The following is a 13,026-nucleotide window of genomic DNA, read 5'->3' as shown; positions in this document are numbered from 1 at the left end:
CCACCACCTGCTGAAGCTTGCCTGGAGAGCGTCCAGGCGAAGCTGAAGGTGAACGCAGGTTATTAAAAGAGGCTTATAATGGAGACTGTTAGCATGCGGTGGAAGAAAAATGGTGCCGCTTACGTGACTCGAACACGTGACCCCATCATTACGAATGATGTGCTCTACCGACTGAGCTAAAGCGGCATTTGGCGGCCGAAGCGTGCGGCCTGCGATTTGCATGGCGCTGATACAGGCATTGTCTGAAGATTTCAAGCACCCTGTCATGCCTTTGGCAAAAAAGAGGGCGGGGTGTGGAAGATCCTCAGAGCGCCAGCCGGGCGCGGGCGGCCTTGTATTCAGCTTCCAGCCGGTCGACGAGATTTGCCACCGGCTCCACCGCCTTGACGGCGCCGATGCCCTGGCCGCTGCCCCATATGTCCTTCCAGGCCTTGGCGCCGCCGGTCGCCTGCTCGAAATCCATCTTCGAGGGGTCGGCGACGGGCAGGTTGTCGGGGTCCATGCCGGCGGCGATGATCGACGGTTTGAGATAGTTGCCGTGCACGCCGGTGAAATAGTTGGAGTAGACGATGTCGGCTGCCGCGCCGTCGACGATCGCCTGCTTGTAAGCCTCGCTAGCGCGCGCCTCTTGCGTTGCGATGAAGGGCGAGCCGATATAGGCCATGTCGGCGCCCATCGCTTCGGCGGCCAGGATCGCGCCGCCGGTCGCGATCGCGCCGGCAAGCAGCAGCGGCCCGTCGAACCACTCGCGGATTTCCTGGACAAGGGCGAAGGGCGACAGCGTGCCGGCATGGCCGCCGGCGCCTGATGCCACGGCGATCAGCCCGTCCGCACCCTTGCGGATCGCCGAATGGGCGTGGCGGTTGTTGATAATGTCGTGCAGCACGATGCCGCCATAGGAATGCACGGCGGCATTGACCTCGGGCACGGCGCCGAGCGAGGAGATCACGATCGGCACCTTGTATTTGACGCAGAGCGACAGGTCGTGCTCCAGCCGCTTGTTCGACATGTGGACGATCTGGTTGACGGCAAAGGGCGCGGCCGGCCGCTCCGGATGGGCGGCGTCGTGGCGGGCGAGTTCCTCGGTGATCTCGGCCAGCCATTCGTCGAGCTGGCTCTCCGGCCGGGCGTTCAGCGCCGGAAAGGCGCCGACGACGCCCGCCTTGCATTGCGCCAGGGTCAGCGCCGGATGCGAGATGATGAAGAGCGGCGAGCCGATCACCGGCAGTCTGAGTTTGTCCTTGAGGATGGGGGGCAGGGCCATGATTCACCGCGCATTGACGTTTACGAAAACGTCAATCTCATAACAGAGAAGAAAGGCTGATAAAAGAGCGGCCGCCACGCCTTCGTCGATTTCAGGCGGATATATCAGGCGCGCATAAAGAAGAGGGCAAGGCCCGGGAGCCGCGAAAGCTGGCGATATCGCCGCCGATCAGCGGCCGGCGGGGCTGCAAGGCTTGCGGTTTGCCGCGCTTGCCGCTACCGAATTTTGATAGAGAACGGCAGGGACGGCAGTCCGATGCCGGGTTCGAAGTGAAGGACTTGACGTGAGCGGATTAGAAACGGCCATCAGAACAGCGCTCGAAAATGCCGATCGCGACAATCCGGAGGTTCGAGCGAGGATCTACCAGTCGGCCCGCCAGGCGTTGGAAGCCGGCCTGCGCAAGCAGGATATCACCGATGCCGATGCCGTCGCCCATCATCGCCATCGCCTGGAAACCACCATCCACGCCATCGAAAGCGAGGAGCGCGACCGTCTTCACCCGCGTCAACGGCCGCCTGAAGTGCCGGTGCCACCGGTCGTCGACATGCCGGCGCCGCCGGCTCATCGAGGGGATGTGGCCGATATCGACAGCCTGATCGACAGCCCGGTGGCGGCGGGCGAGACCCGTGGCCCGGACGTGATCATGCACCGCGGCGACGAGTCGCGCCTTGACGACGTGCATGCGAGCACCGCCGATCATCTCTCCGCCGCCCCGCTCGGCGAGGAGCGGCTGCAGCGCGGCCAGCGCGCCGCCAACATGGATTTCCGTCCGGAGCGGGCGGCCGGCCGCCGCAAACCGCGCAAGTTCTTTTCGAGGCTTCTCGTCTGGTGTGTGCTGCTCGCCTTCATCGGCATCGGCGCCTGGTGGGCCTATACGTCGGGCCTGCTCCTGACGGCGGCCGAGCGCGACACCAGCGTCGCCAATCCGCCGGCCAGCACCCAGCCGGAGGATTTCACCGGCAATGACGACAGCGCCGGCAATGCCGCCAGCCACACCGATCAGCCGGTGACCATCGATCCGCAGAACAGTTTTTCGGCCGATTGGATCCCGGTGTTCAAGCCCGACGAGGCCGACAAGATCACAAGCGGCCCGCGGGCGCGCACCGAAAACATCACCGAGAATGACGGCCCGGCAGTGCGGCTGATTTCCGAAAGCGGTGCGGCTGACGGCAATATCTCGGTCAGTGTTCCCGCCTCGGCGCTGCAGCAGCTTGCCGGCAAATCCTCGACCATCGCGCTGACGCTGCAATCGACCACCGACGAGCCGACGCAGGTTACGGTCGAATGCAATTTCCAATCGCTCGGCAACTGCGCCCGCCATCGCTTCAGCGTCACCCGCGAAAAGTCGGATGCGCTGCTGCAGGTGAGATTCGACCGCTCGCTGGCGCCGAATTCGCCCGGCACGCTTGTCATCAACAGCGATCTCGACGGCAAGGCGCGCGGCATCAACCTGTTCGCAATCCGCATCCTGCCGGGGCAGTGAGGCGGCAACTGACCTATTTCAGGAAGCCGGGCCCCGAGCCGATGATCTGCTCGTCGCGCTCGCCGAGCGCCGCTTTGTCCTTGCCGTCATAGTCCATCCTGTGGAGCATGTGCCGGATAAGCTGCAGATGCGCACGCCGCTTATCATTGGCGCGGATGACGGTCCATGGCGCGAATTCCGTATGGGTTTCCTTCAGCATGCGGTCGCGCTTTTCGCTGTAATCGCCCCATTTGGTCAGGGCCGCGATATCCATCGATGAAAGCTTCCAGACTTTCAGCGGATCGTGCCTGCGATCGTGGAAACGCTTGAGCTGCATCTCGCGGCCGATATCGAGATAGAATTTGAAGAAGAAGATGCCCTCATGGGCAATGATCTTTTCGAGCTGCGGCGCCTGGTTGAGGAAAGCTTCATATTGCTGCGGCGTGCAGAAGCCCATGACCGGTTCGACGCCGGCGCGGTTGTACCAGGAGCGGTCGAACAGCACGAATTCGCCTGCGGTCGGGAACTGCGCGACATAACGCTGGAAATACCATTGCCCCTGCTCGCGCTCGGTTGGCTTGGCGAGCGCGACGGCGCGCGCAAGGCGCGGGTTCATATGCGCCGAGGAGGCCGAAATGGCGCCGCCCTTACCGGCCGCGTCGCGCCCCTCGAACAGCGCCATCACCCGCTTGCCGGTCGCCTGCAGCCAGAACTGCACCTTGACGAGTTCCACCTGCAGCTTTGTAAGCTGCTCCAGATAGTCCTCCTCGTTGAGCTTCTTCTTATAGGGAAACCCGCCGGACTCCAGCGCGTGTTCCTCCACCCAGTCCGGCAGGACCGGATCGTCGACGTCGAAGACGCACTTCCTGCCGTGGATATCAAGCTCCACGGCCCTGCTTCCGACAGTCTCGCTCATATGCCCCTCCTGGGCTGGTGTCCTCTTGCCGTAGGCGAACATATTTGCCGTTGAAAATCAAATCTTTCGCTTTTGGCCGGTGATTTTTCCCGCGTTTGCCCGGCAGTCTTTCGCTTGAGCGGCGCCAGCCGAAAACTTCTGTCATGAATTGCCGCTATCAGGCAGAGTTCAATATAAAGAAACGAATCGACGCCCGAGGCCCAGTTGCAAGACGAAACCCCCTGGAGAAAAAGCCTGCTGGCGCGCATCCGGCGCGAACGGCCGGTGCTGCTCGCGGCCATCCTCAGCGCGCTCGCCGCCCTTGCCGCCGGGATGAACAAATGGGTCGTGCTCGTTCTCCTGCTCGTCATGATCTTGACCGCGCTGTTCAACGAGGCGCCAGTCCTCAAGGCGGAACCCATCGAGCCGATGGAGGCGGAGCCGCAAGCGCCGCCAAGCCGCCTGCCTGATGTTGCCGCCACGCTTGCCGGGCTCGATATTCCCGCCATGGTGCTGTCGCACGACGCCTCGGTGCTGTTCCAGAACCGCGCCGCCGAAAAGGCCTTCGGCGAGGTGGCGCTCGGCGCCCATATATCGGCCCGGCTGCGCTCGCCCGGCGTGCTCGACATGGTGCGCGAAACCATCGCCACCAATGCGCCGAACCAGATCGAGCATGCCGAGCGGCTGCCGTCCGAGCGCGTCTATATCGTCCGCAGCGCGCCCGTCGAGTTCCAGGCCGACGGAGAGCGGGAGCGGTTTTTCATCCTGTCCTTCCGCGATATATCGGAGGTCCGCCGCATCGACCGCATGCGATCGGATTTCGTCGCCAATGCCAGCCACGAGCTGCGCACGCCGCTTGCCTCGCTGCGCGGCTTCATCGAGACGATCCAGGGCCCGGCGAAGAACGACCAGAAGGCGCAGGCGCAGTTTCTGGGCATTATGCTCGATCAGACCACCCGCATGAGCCGACTGGTCGATGACCTGCTGTCGCTCTCCCGCCTGGAGCTGAAATCGCACCTCGCGCCGGATGAGAAGGTCGACCTGGTGCCGCTGCTCGGCCATGTCCGCGACTCGCTGGTGCCGCTCGCCAGGGATGTCGGCGTCGAGATCGACCTGCATCTGCCCGACGGCAAGGTGGAAGTGCTGGGAGACCGTGACGAGCTTGTCCAGGTCTTCGAGAACCTGATGGAGAATGCCTGCAAATATGGCCAGGAAGGCAAGATCGTCGATGTCTGGCTGAAGAACGGCGCCGGTGGCCCCGTGGAGGTCAGCATCGTCGACAAGGGGCCGGGCATCCCGGCCGAGCACGTGCCGCGTCTGACGGAACGCTTCTATCGCGTCAGCATCGAGGACAGCCGCTCGAAGAAAGGCACCGGCCTTGGCCTTGCCATCGTCAAACATATCCTCACCCGCCACCGCGCCCGGCTGATCGTCAAGTCCGAGGTTGGCAAAGGCACCGATTTTACGGTGCGCTTCTAAGGCGCAATCTCTCGTGGTCCCCTCTCCCCGCAATGACGGGAGAGGGGACGTGCCCTGTCGAGGGTGGGACGGAGACAGGATGCCTTTCCGCAACCGCCGGATCACGTGTTGTAAACTTACAATGCATGGTCGAACCGCGATCCAAACTTTGCCATCCGTCGACACGTTCAGGCGGGATCCATAAATTTTATCGTTGTAAAACAGCGACTTAACCTGTCACAAATGTTTCACGGGTTTGACATAAAAGGACGGTGCTTACAGCGTTAAGAGAGTCCCGCCGATGAAAAAAGGCACTGCGAGGGCCTCTCAGGCCGCACTCACACAAGCCCAATGCGGGAGATTTCTAATGAACACCTTCAAGCTCACCGTTGCCGCGCTCGCTGCAACTGCCGCCTTCGCTGGCGCAGCCGTCGCTCGCGACCAGATCCAGATCGCTGGTTCGTCCACCGTCCTGCCTTACGCCAAGATCGTTGCCGAATCCTTCGGCGAGACCTTCACCAACTTCAAGACGCCGGTCGTCGAATCCGGCGGCACGGGCGCTGGCCTGAAGGAATTCTGCAAGGGCGTCGGCGAAGACACCATCGACATCGCCAACGCTTCGCGTCCGATCAACAAGAACGAGGCCGAAGCCTGCAAGGCCGCCGGCGTAACCGACATCCAGGAAGTCAAGATCGGTTATGACGGCATCGTCTTCGCAACCGACTCGTCCAACCCTGATGTCGCTTACGTTCCGGCCGACATCTACAAGGCACTCGCTGCCCAGGTCGTCGTCGACGGCAAGCTCGTCGCCAACCCCTACAAGAAGTGGTCGGAAGTCAATCCGAAGCTCCCGGCCGTTGACATCGCCGCCTATATCCCGGGCGAAAAGCACGGCACGCGCGAAGTCTTCGAACAGAACGTTCTTGCCGCCGGCTGCAAGGCTTCGGGCGCTCTCGACGTCATCGCCAAGGAAATCTCCGACAAGGCCGCCCAGACCAAGGCTTGCGTCGCGGTCCGCAAGGACGGCGCTGCGGTCGACATCGACGGCGACTATCCGGAAACCCTCGCACGCATCGCGGCCAACAAGACCGGCGTCGGCGTATTCGGCCTTTCCTTCTATGAAAACAACGCCGACAAGCTGAAGGTCGCCAGCGTGAACGGTATCGTTCCGTCCACCGAAACGATCGCCAACGGCACCTACCCGGTTTCCCGCCCGCTGTTCTTCTATGTCAAGAAGGCACATCTCGGCGCCGTTCCGGGCCTGAAGGAATACGTCAGCTTCTTCGTATCCGACCAGATGATCGGCCCTGACGGCCCGCTGGCTGAATACGGCCTCGTTGCCGCTCCGGATGCCGAGCGCGACGCGATCCGCAAGGACGTCGAAGCTGGTAAGTCCATGTAATGACTTTGCCGGCGCGGTGCTTCAAAGCCCGCGCCGGCATCGTTTATGGCCCTGTGTCCCGGTCTTTCCGCGGCAGGGTTGAATTCCTTCTCCATGATTGGAAGCCGAAGGCAGGCTGATGAAGCCGCCCGCGCTTTTTGGGGGCCACGGGCCTGGGGACGTAACGAATGAGCACATCCGTCATACTTCTGTGCCTTGTGGCGATCGGCGCCGTCGCCTATCTGGTCGCGCGCGGCCGTGCCGCAGCCCTTGCCGGAGGCAGGTCCTCCGCACTGCATTCCCGGCCGGCCTATTACGGCGCCTATGCCGCGATCTGGACGGTTCTTCCCGCCCTCGTCGTCCTCTGCGTCTGGCTCTCCGTCAGCCCCGGCGTCATCCAGTCCTCGGTGCGCGGCACTTTCCCTGCCGAGGTCAAGGCGCAGGCCGCGGTCGAACAGGATCTGAGCTATTCGATGGTGGCGACGGTCGCGCGCGGCCTGACGATGCTGACATCGGACGAAGCCGCCGCGGTGGCAAACGATCCGGCCGCCCTGCAGGCCAAGCTCAGCGAAAAGGGCGTGCCGCTCGCCGGCCAGCCGCAGCCATACATGGTCGAGGCCGCCAAGACGCTCAATTCCATGAGCATGACGAGCCGCCTCGCCATGACCGCGATCGTCTTCATTCTGGCCGTTGCCGGCGCCTTTTATGCGCTGCGCGCCATCGCGCCGCGCTTCCGCGCCCGCAACCGCGTCGAGCGCGTCATGCTCTGGGGCCTGCTGCTCGCCTCCTCGATCGCCATCCTGACGACGGTCGGCATCGTGCTGTCGATGCTGTCGGAAGCGGTTCGCTTCTTTGCCGTCGTTCCCGCCGGCGATTTCTTTTTCGGCACTGTCTGGGATCCGCGCTTTGCCGGCGCCGGCAGCTCGTCCTTCGGCCAGTTCGGCCTGATCCCGCTCCTGCTCGGCACGCTTTATATCGGCCTGGTCGCCATGCTGGTAGCCGTGCCGGTCGGTCTCTTCGCCGCCATCTACATGGCCGAATACGCCTCGCCGAAGGTGCGCGGCGTCTCCAAGCCGCTGCTCGAAGTGCTCGCCGGCATCCCGACGATTGTCTACGGCTTCTTCGCCCTCGTCACCGTCGGCCCCTTCCTGCGCGATTTCTCCGCGCAGATCAGCGGCCTGCTCTCCGGCAACTATTCGAACTTCATCCAGGCGCAGAGCGTTCTGACCGCCGGTATCGTCATGGGCATCATGCTGATCCCCTACGTTTCCTCGCTGTCGGACGACATCATCACCGCCGTACCGCGGGCGCTGCGCGACGGTTCGCTCGGTCTCGGCGCCACACGCTCCGAAACCATCAAGAAGGTGGTCCTGCCGGCGGCACTTCCCGGCATCGTCGGCGCGCTGCTGATGACCGCCTCGCGCGCCATCGGCGAAACCATGATCGTCGTGCTGGCCGCAGGTGTTGCCGCCCGCATTCAGATCAACCCCTTCGAGCCGATGACCACGGTGACCGTCAAGATCGTCAATCAGCTGACAGGCGACCTTGAGTTCACCTCGCCGCAGACGCTGGTCGCCTTTGCGCTTGGCATCACGCTTTTCTGCATCACGCTTTGCCTCAACATCTATGCGCTCTACATCGTGCGCAAATATCGGGAGCAGTACGAATGACGAATATTGTTTCTCCCGCCGTCGGTGTCACCGTTTCCAAGGCGCCTGCCCGCCGTGACATCGGCATCAAGCGCCGCTATGCCGCCGAGCGCCGGTTCCAGGCCTACGGCATCGCCGCCATCGCCTTCGGCCTCATCTTTCTCTTCGTCCTGCTGTGGACGGTGATCGGCAAAGGCTACACCGCCTTCCAGCAGACGACGATCACCCTGCCGATCGAATTCGCCGAAAAGACGATCGATCCGAACGGCAAGCGGGCGACCGATCCTTCGGTGCTGATCGCCGCCAACTATCCGGTTCTGCTGCGCGACGCGATCGTCAAGCAGCTGAACATCAATGCATCGAGCCGTCCGGATGTGCGCGATGCAACCGCCATGCTCTCCAAGAGCGCGCCGATCCAGCTGCGCGATCTGGTCGTCGCCGATCCCTCGATCATCGGCAAGACGGTCAATGTCACCCTGCTCGCCGATGCCAATATTGACAGTGCCAACAAGGGCCAGATCGATCTTTCCGTCGATGAGAAGAACCGCAAGGTCAACGACAAGCAGGTCAACTGGATGAACCAGATGAAGGCGGGCGGCGTTCTCCAGAAGCAATTCAACAGCGGCCTCTTCGTCAACGGCAATTCCAGCCGCCCGGAGGCCGCCGGCCTCGGCGTTGCCCTCATCGGCTCGCTTTACTTGATGCTGATCGTGCTCGTTCTGTCGCTGCCGATCGGCGTCGCCGCCTCGATCTATCTCGAGGAGTTTGCGCCGAAGAACAGGCTGACGGACCTGATCGAGGTCAACATCAACAATCTCGCCGCCGTCCCGTCGATCGTCTACGGTCTGCTCGGCCTTTCCGTCTTCATCAACTTCATCGGCCTGCCGCGCTCGGCTTCGCTGGTCGGTGGCCTGGTGCTGACGCTGATGACCCTGCCGACGATCATCATCGCCACCCGCGCGGCTCTGCGCGCCGTGCCGCCTTCGATCCGCGCCGCAGCGCTCGGCCTCGGCGCCTCGAAGATGCAGATGGTGTTCCACCATGTCCTGCCGCTTGCCATGCCCGGCATCCTCACCGGCACGATCATCGGCCTGGCGCACGCGCTTGGCGAAACCGCGCCGCTGCTCTTGATCGGCATGGTCGCCTTCGTCGCCAATGCGCCCACGACACCGCTCGAGCCCTCGACGGCCTTGCCCGTGCAGGTCTATATGTGGGCGAACGAGGCCGAACGTGCCTTCGTGGAGCGTACTTCGGGTGCCATCATCGTCCTGCTCCTGTTCCTGATCGTCATGAACATGGGCGCCATCCTCTTGCGTCGTCGCTTCGAGCGCCGCTGGTAAACGGAGTTAAACATCATGAACATGCTGACGGAAGCTGCAGTTGAAAAGGCGCTGGATCAGAAGATGAGCAACGTCCCGTATAAAATGATCGGACAGGATGTCTCCGTATATTACGGCGAGAAGCGCGCGCTTTTCGACGTGAACCTGAACATCCGCGAAAACACCGTAACCGCCCTGATCGGCCCCTCGGGCTGCGGCAAGTCGACCTTCCTGCGAAGCCTCAACCGCATGAACGACACGATCGAAGGCTGCCGCGTCACCGGCAAGATCACGCTCGACAGCGACGACATCTATGATCCGGATATCGACGTGGTCGAACTTCGCGCCCGCGTCGGCATGGTTTTCCAGAAGCCGAACCCGTTCCCGAAGTCGATCTACGAAAACGTCTCCTACGGCCCGCGCATCCACGGTCTCGCCAAGTCGAAGGCCGATCTCGACCAGATCGTCGAGAGCAGCCTGCAGCGCGCCGGCCTGTGGAACGAGGTCAAGGACCGCGTGCACGAATCCGGCACCGGCCTCTCCGGCGGTCAGCAGCAGCGCCTGTGCATTGCCCGCGCCGTCGCCGTCAGCCCGGAGGTCATCCTGATGGACGAACCCTGCTCGGCCCTTGATCCGATTGCCACCGCCAAGGTCGAGGAGCTGATCCACGAGTTGCGCGAGAACTACACGATCGTCATCGTCACCCACTCCATGCAGCAGGCCGCGCGTGTTTCGCAGCGCACCGCCATGTTCCACCTCGGCAACCTCGTCGAGGAGAACGACACCGACAAGATGTTCACCAACCCCGACGATCCACGCACCCAGGATTACATCATGGGTCGCTTCGGCTGATCCCGGCGACACGAAGCTTTCCGTTATTCGAGGACAAAGCCCCATGGCATCGACACATATTTATTCCGCCTATGATGATGATCTGAAGTTCCTCTCCAGGCGGATTTCCGAAATGGGCGGCCTGGCCGAACAGATGGTCGCGGAATCCGTCCGGGCGCTGGTCAACGGCGATACGGCGCTGGCGCAAAAGGTCATTTCCGACGATGTGATCCTCGATCACACCGAACGCGAGATTGGCGACAAGGCGATCGTCACCATCGCCCGCCGTCAGCCGATGGCCTCGGACCTGCGCGAGATCATGGGTTCGATCCGCATCGCCGCCGATCTCGAACGCGTCGGCGACCTCGGCAAGAACACCGCCAAGCGCGTCATCGCCGTGCAGAGCACAGGCGTGCCGCGCAAGCTCGCCCGCGGCCTCGAGCACCTCTCTGAGCTGGCGCTCGTCCAGCTCAAGGAAGTGCTCGACGTCTATACGACACGCGCCGCCGACAAGGCGACCGCCATCCGCGAACGCGACAACGAGATCGACGCGATGTACACCTCGCTGTTCCGCGAGCTCTTGACCTACATGATGGAAGATCCGCGCAACATCACGAGCTGCACGCATCTGCTCTTTTGCGCCAAGAACATCGAGCGCATCGGCGACCATGCCACCAACATCGCCGAGACGATTTACTACATGGCGACGGGCGCCCAGCCGGAAGGCGATCGTCCGAAGGATGACAGTGCCAACACTGTCGGCGCCGCGACGGAATAATTGTTCCGAACGAGCCGCCCGGGCCAGCCGCCCGGACCAGTCACTTGCGTGCGCGCCCGTTCGGGGCGCGCAAAGAGGTCGCAGCCAATTTCTGAATTTGCGCAGGACGCCTGCTTAAATCGTCCCGGTTTAAGGCTTGTGCGCGAGGAGACGGACACGCATGATCCCGAGAGTCGCAGTTGTTGAAGACGAGGAAGCGCTGAGCGTGCTTCTTCGCTATAATCTTGAGGCGGAAGGCTTTGAGGTCGATACCATCCTGCGCGGCGACGAGGCCGAGATCAGGCTTCAGGAGCGCACGCCCGACCTTCTCATCCTCGACTGGATGCTGCCCGGCGTCTCCGGCATCGAACTCTGCCGGCGCCTGCGCATGCGGCCGGAAACCGAGCGGCTGCCGATCATCATGCTGACGGCGCGCGGCGAGGAGAGCGAGCGTGTGCGCGGACTGTCCACCGGCGCCGACGATTACGTCGTCAAGCCCTTCTCGACCCCCGAGCTCGTCGCCCGCGTCAAGGCGATGCTGCGTCGGGCCCGTCCCGAGGTGCTGTCCTCGGTGCTGAAATGCGGCGATATCGAGCTCGACCGCGAAACCCATCGTGTCCACCGCAAGAGCCGCGAAGTCCGCCTCGGCCCGACCGAATTCCGGCTGCTGGAATTCCTGATGTCGTCGCCGGGCCGGGTCTTTTCCCGTTCGCAGCTGCTGGACGGCGTCTGGGGCCACGACATCTATGTCGACGAACGCACCGTCGACGTCCATGTCGGCCGCCTGCGCAAGGCGCTGAATTTCTCCAACATGCAGGACGTCATCCGCACCGTCCGCGGCGCCGGTTATTCGATGGAGGCCTGAAGGCTGAGGGAGTGTGGGGTTGGCGTTCCCGCCAAACGCACGGCAGTACGGCTTGTGAGGCCCGCCTTGTCGTCCATCGTCGCCGCTGCGGAGCCAGCGTCGTTGCGCCGGCGAGGCTTATGCGTCTCGGCACCACCTTTCCATCGCGCCTGCAAAGCCGACTTGTCCCGGCGCCACCTCTCCTCCGTCAAGCCCTGGCATGACGGAGTGTGGGGGTTGCTAAACGCAAAGGTCACTTCCCACTCGAATAAGAAACGGCGGCCCGTTTTTTATGTCTGGCTATACCGGTCCGCTCAGCTGACCCGCGCCGCCGCCCGGCGGCGTTCGTTGATCGGCTGATAGGCAAGCTTCTGATGATAGCTGCAATAGGGCGAATTGTCCGGGGATTCGCAGCCGCAGAAATGGAAATCTTCCTTGAGCGGATCGCCGACCGGCCACTTGCAGGTGCGTTCGGTGAGCTCCGTCAGGCCGAGGCGGCGGGAAATCGGCACCACCACGTTGCCCTTCGGCACATATTCCATTTCCTCGACTGTATCGATCTCGATCTCTTCCTTCAGCAGGGTTGCGCCCTGCTGGCGGGTCACGGTGCGGGTGGCGATCCGGGAGGCGTAGTTCGGCGCGCGCGGCGCGGATGTCTGGCGCTTCGGCGTGCGCGCCGCGGTGGCCGTGCCGCCGGCCTTGGCGCGGCCGGGAAGGCTGAGCCTGTGCACCTTGCCGATAACGGCGTTTCGGCTGACCCCGCCAAGCTGCGCAGCAATCTGGCTGGCGCTCAGTCCTTCGGCCCAAAGCTTCTTGAGTTTCTCGACCCGCTCGTCTGTCCAGTTCATGCCCTGTCTCCACCTTTTGCGTTGGTGATGGCAGAATCCCTCACCGTTGTCCCGGAAGCCTCCGAAACAAGAAACGCTTGATCAATTTTGGTGACTAGTTCCGCCGCATGCAGTCTAGTAATTGAACTTTAACCTAGTGTGAGGCTGACTCCGTGACAAGAGTCGCGGGAATCCGGATGAATCGAATTTCAAGTTTTTCCCCAACTTGCTGCCTCTGCGTGTCATTTCTGCAATAATGCCTGTTGAAGGCCGAAAGTGCCCCTGTACAAGCTTGCGGCATACGCTAAGGCCGCAGTTTTGTTGACATTGCAGCGCGAA

The 13,026-nt window shown here is 62.7% G+C and carries 11 protein-coding genes and 1 tRNA gene; 8 read left to right on the top strand and 4 right to left on the bottom strand.

What is annotated here, in order from left to right:
• Positions 1–110: 110 nt before the first annotated feature.
• Positions 111–186, bottom strand: a tRNA-Thr gene (locus tag HJC00_RS02445).
• Positions 187–304: 118 nt separating this feature from the next.
• A complete protein-coding gene (locus tag HJC00_RS02440; RefSeq protein WP_221122728.1) occupies positions 305–1,264 on the bottom strand; it encodes a nitronate monooxygenase family protein in 960 nt (319 codons plus the stop codon).
• Between the two features lie 283 nt (positions 1,265–1,547).
• Here HJC00_RS02440 and HJC00_RS02435 point away from each other — a divergent pair, with 283 nt between their 5' ends.
• Complete coding sequence (locus HJC00_RS02435) at positions 1,548–2,747, top strand: regulator (RefSeq protein ID WP_210629331.1); 1,200 nt, start codon at positions 1,548–1,550, stop codon at positions 2,745–2,747.
• A 13-nt stretch (positions 2,748–2,760) separates the two neighbouring features.
• Here HJC00_RS02435 and ppk2 read toward each other — a convergent pair whose 3' ends face one another.
• Positions 2,761–3,642 (bottom strand): polyphosphate kinase 2, encoded by an 882-nt coding sequence (gene ppk2 / locus HJC00_RS02430; RefSeq protein WP_210629330.1) that lies wholly within the window; start codon positions 3,640–3,642, stop codon positions 2,761–2,763.
• Between the two features lie 237 nt (positions 3,643–3,879).
• On the opposite strand from ppk2, the gene phoR reads away from it, so the two are divergent.
• From phoR to phoB, 7 genes are all read left to right on the top strand, one after another.
• On the top strand, positions 3,880–5,100 hold the full coding sequence (gene phoR / locus HJC00_RS02425; protein WP_221163642.1) for a phosphate regulon sensor histidine kinase PhoR: 1,221 nt from the start codon (positions 3,880–3,882) through the stop codon (positions 5,098–5,100).
• Between the two features lie 346 nt (positions 5,101–5,446).
• The gene (locus HJC00_RS02420; RefSeq protein ID WP_221122729.1) at positions 5,447–6,481 is read left to right on the top strand and encodes a substrate-binding domain-containing protein; all 1,035 of its coding nucleotides are present in this window, start codon (positions 5,447–5,449) and stop codon (positions 6,479–6,481) included.
• 167 nt (positions 6,482–6,648) lie between these two features.
• Positions 6,649–8,130, top strand: coding sequence for a phosphate ABC transporter permease subunit PstC (pstC, locus tag HJC00_RS02415; RefSeq protein ID WP_221163589.1), 1,482 nt, complete (start codon positions 6,649–6,651; stop codon positions 8,128–8,130).
• Positions 8,127–9,449, top strand: coding sequence for a phosphate ABC transporter permease PstA (gene pstA, locus HJC00_RS02410; RefSeq protein ID WP_210629327.1), 1,323 nt, complete (start codon positions 8,127–8,129; stop codon positions 9,447–9,449). Before pstC ends, pstA begins: the two co-directional genes overlap by 4 nt.
• Positions 9,450–9,464: 15 nt before the next feature.
• Positions 9,465–10,280, top strand: coding sequence for a phosphate ABC transporter ATP-binding protein PstB (pstB, locus tag HJC00_RS02405; protein ID WP_085776826.1), 816 nt, complete (start codon positions 9,465–9,467; stop codon positions 10,278–10,280).
• A 43-nt stretch (positions 10,281–10,323) separates the two neighbouring features.
• Positions 10,324–11,037 (top strand): phosphate signaling complex protein PhoU, encoded by a 714-nt coding sequence (phoU, locus tag HJC00_RS02400; RefSeq protein ID WP_096764942.1) that lies wholly within the window; start codon positions 10,324–10,326, stop codon positions 11,035–11,037.
• Between the two features lie 160 nt (positions 11,038–11,197).
• The gene (phoB, locus tag HJC00_RS02395) at positions 11,198–11,881 is read left to right on the top strand and encodes a phosphate regulon transcriptional regulator PhoB (RefSeq protein WP_004672768.1); all 684 of its coding nucleotides are present in this window, start codon (positions 11,198–11,200) and stop codon (positions 11,879–11,881) included.
• Between the two features lie 293 nt (positions 11,882–12,174).
• Here phoB and HJC00_RS02390 read toward each other — a convergent pair whose 3' ends face one another.
• On the bottom strand, positions 12,175–12,708 hold the full coding sequence (locus HJC00_RS02390; RefSeq protein WP_210629326.1) for a GcrA family cell cycle regulator: 534 nt from the start codon (positions 12,706–12,708) through the stop codon (positions 12,175–12,177).
• Positions 12,709–13,026: the final 318 nt, after the last annotated feature.

Source organism: Rhizobium sp. NLR22b (assembly GCF_019685295.1).
Classification (GTDB): domain Bacteria; phylum Pseudomonadota; class Alphaproteobacteria; order Rhizobiales; family Rhizobiaceae; genus Rhizobium.
This window is presented reverse-complemented; position numbering and strand designations above follow the sequence as displayed.

Coding starts and splice junctions, on each gene's coding strand:
- pstB (WP_085776826.1), top strand. CDS start 9,465: ATGAACATGCTGACGGAAGCTGCAGTTGAAAAGGCGCTGGATCAGAAG.
- phoU (WP_096764942.1), top strand. CDS start 10,324: ATGGCATCGACACATATTTATTCCGCCTATGATGATGATCTGAAGTTC.
- phoB (WP_004672768.1), top strand. CDS start 11,198: ATGATCCCGAGAGTCGCAGTTGTTGAAGACGAGGAAGCGCTGAGCGTG.
- ppk2 (WP_210629330.1), bottom strand. CDS start 3,642: ATGAGCGAGACTGTCGGAAGCAGGGCCGTGGAGCTTGATATCCACGGC.
- HJC00_RS02420 (WP_221122729.1), top strand. CDS start 5,447: ATGAACACCTTCAAGCTCACCGTTGCCGCGCTCGCTGCAACTGCCGCC.
- pstA (WP_210629327.1), top strand. CDS start 8,127: ATGACGAATATTGTTTCTCCCGCCGTCGGTGTCACCGTTTCCAAGGCG.
- HJC00_RS02440 (WP_221122728.1), bottom strand. CDS start 1,264: ATGGCCCTGCCCCCCATCCTCAAGGACAAACTCAGACTGCCGGTGATC.
- pstC (WP_221163589.1), top strand. CDS start 6,649: ATGAGCACATCCGTCATACTTCTGTGCCTTGTGGCGATCGGCGCCGTC.
- HJC00_RS02390 (WP_210629326.1), bottom strand. CDS start 12,708: ATGAACTGGACAGACGAGCGGGTCGAGAAACTCAAGAAGCTTTGGGCC.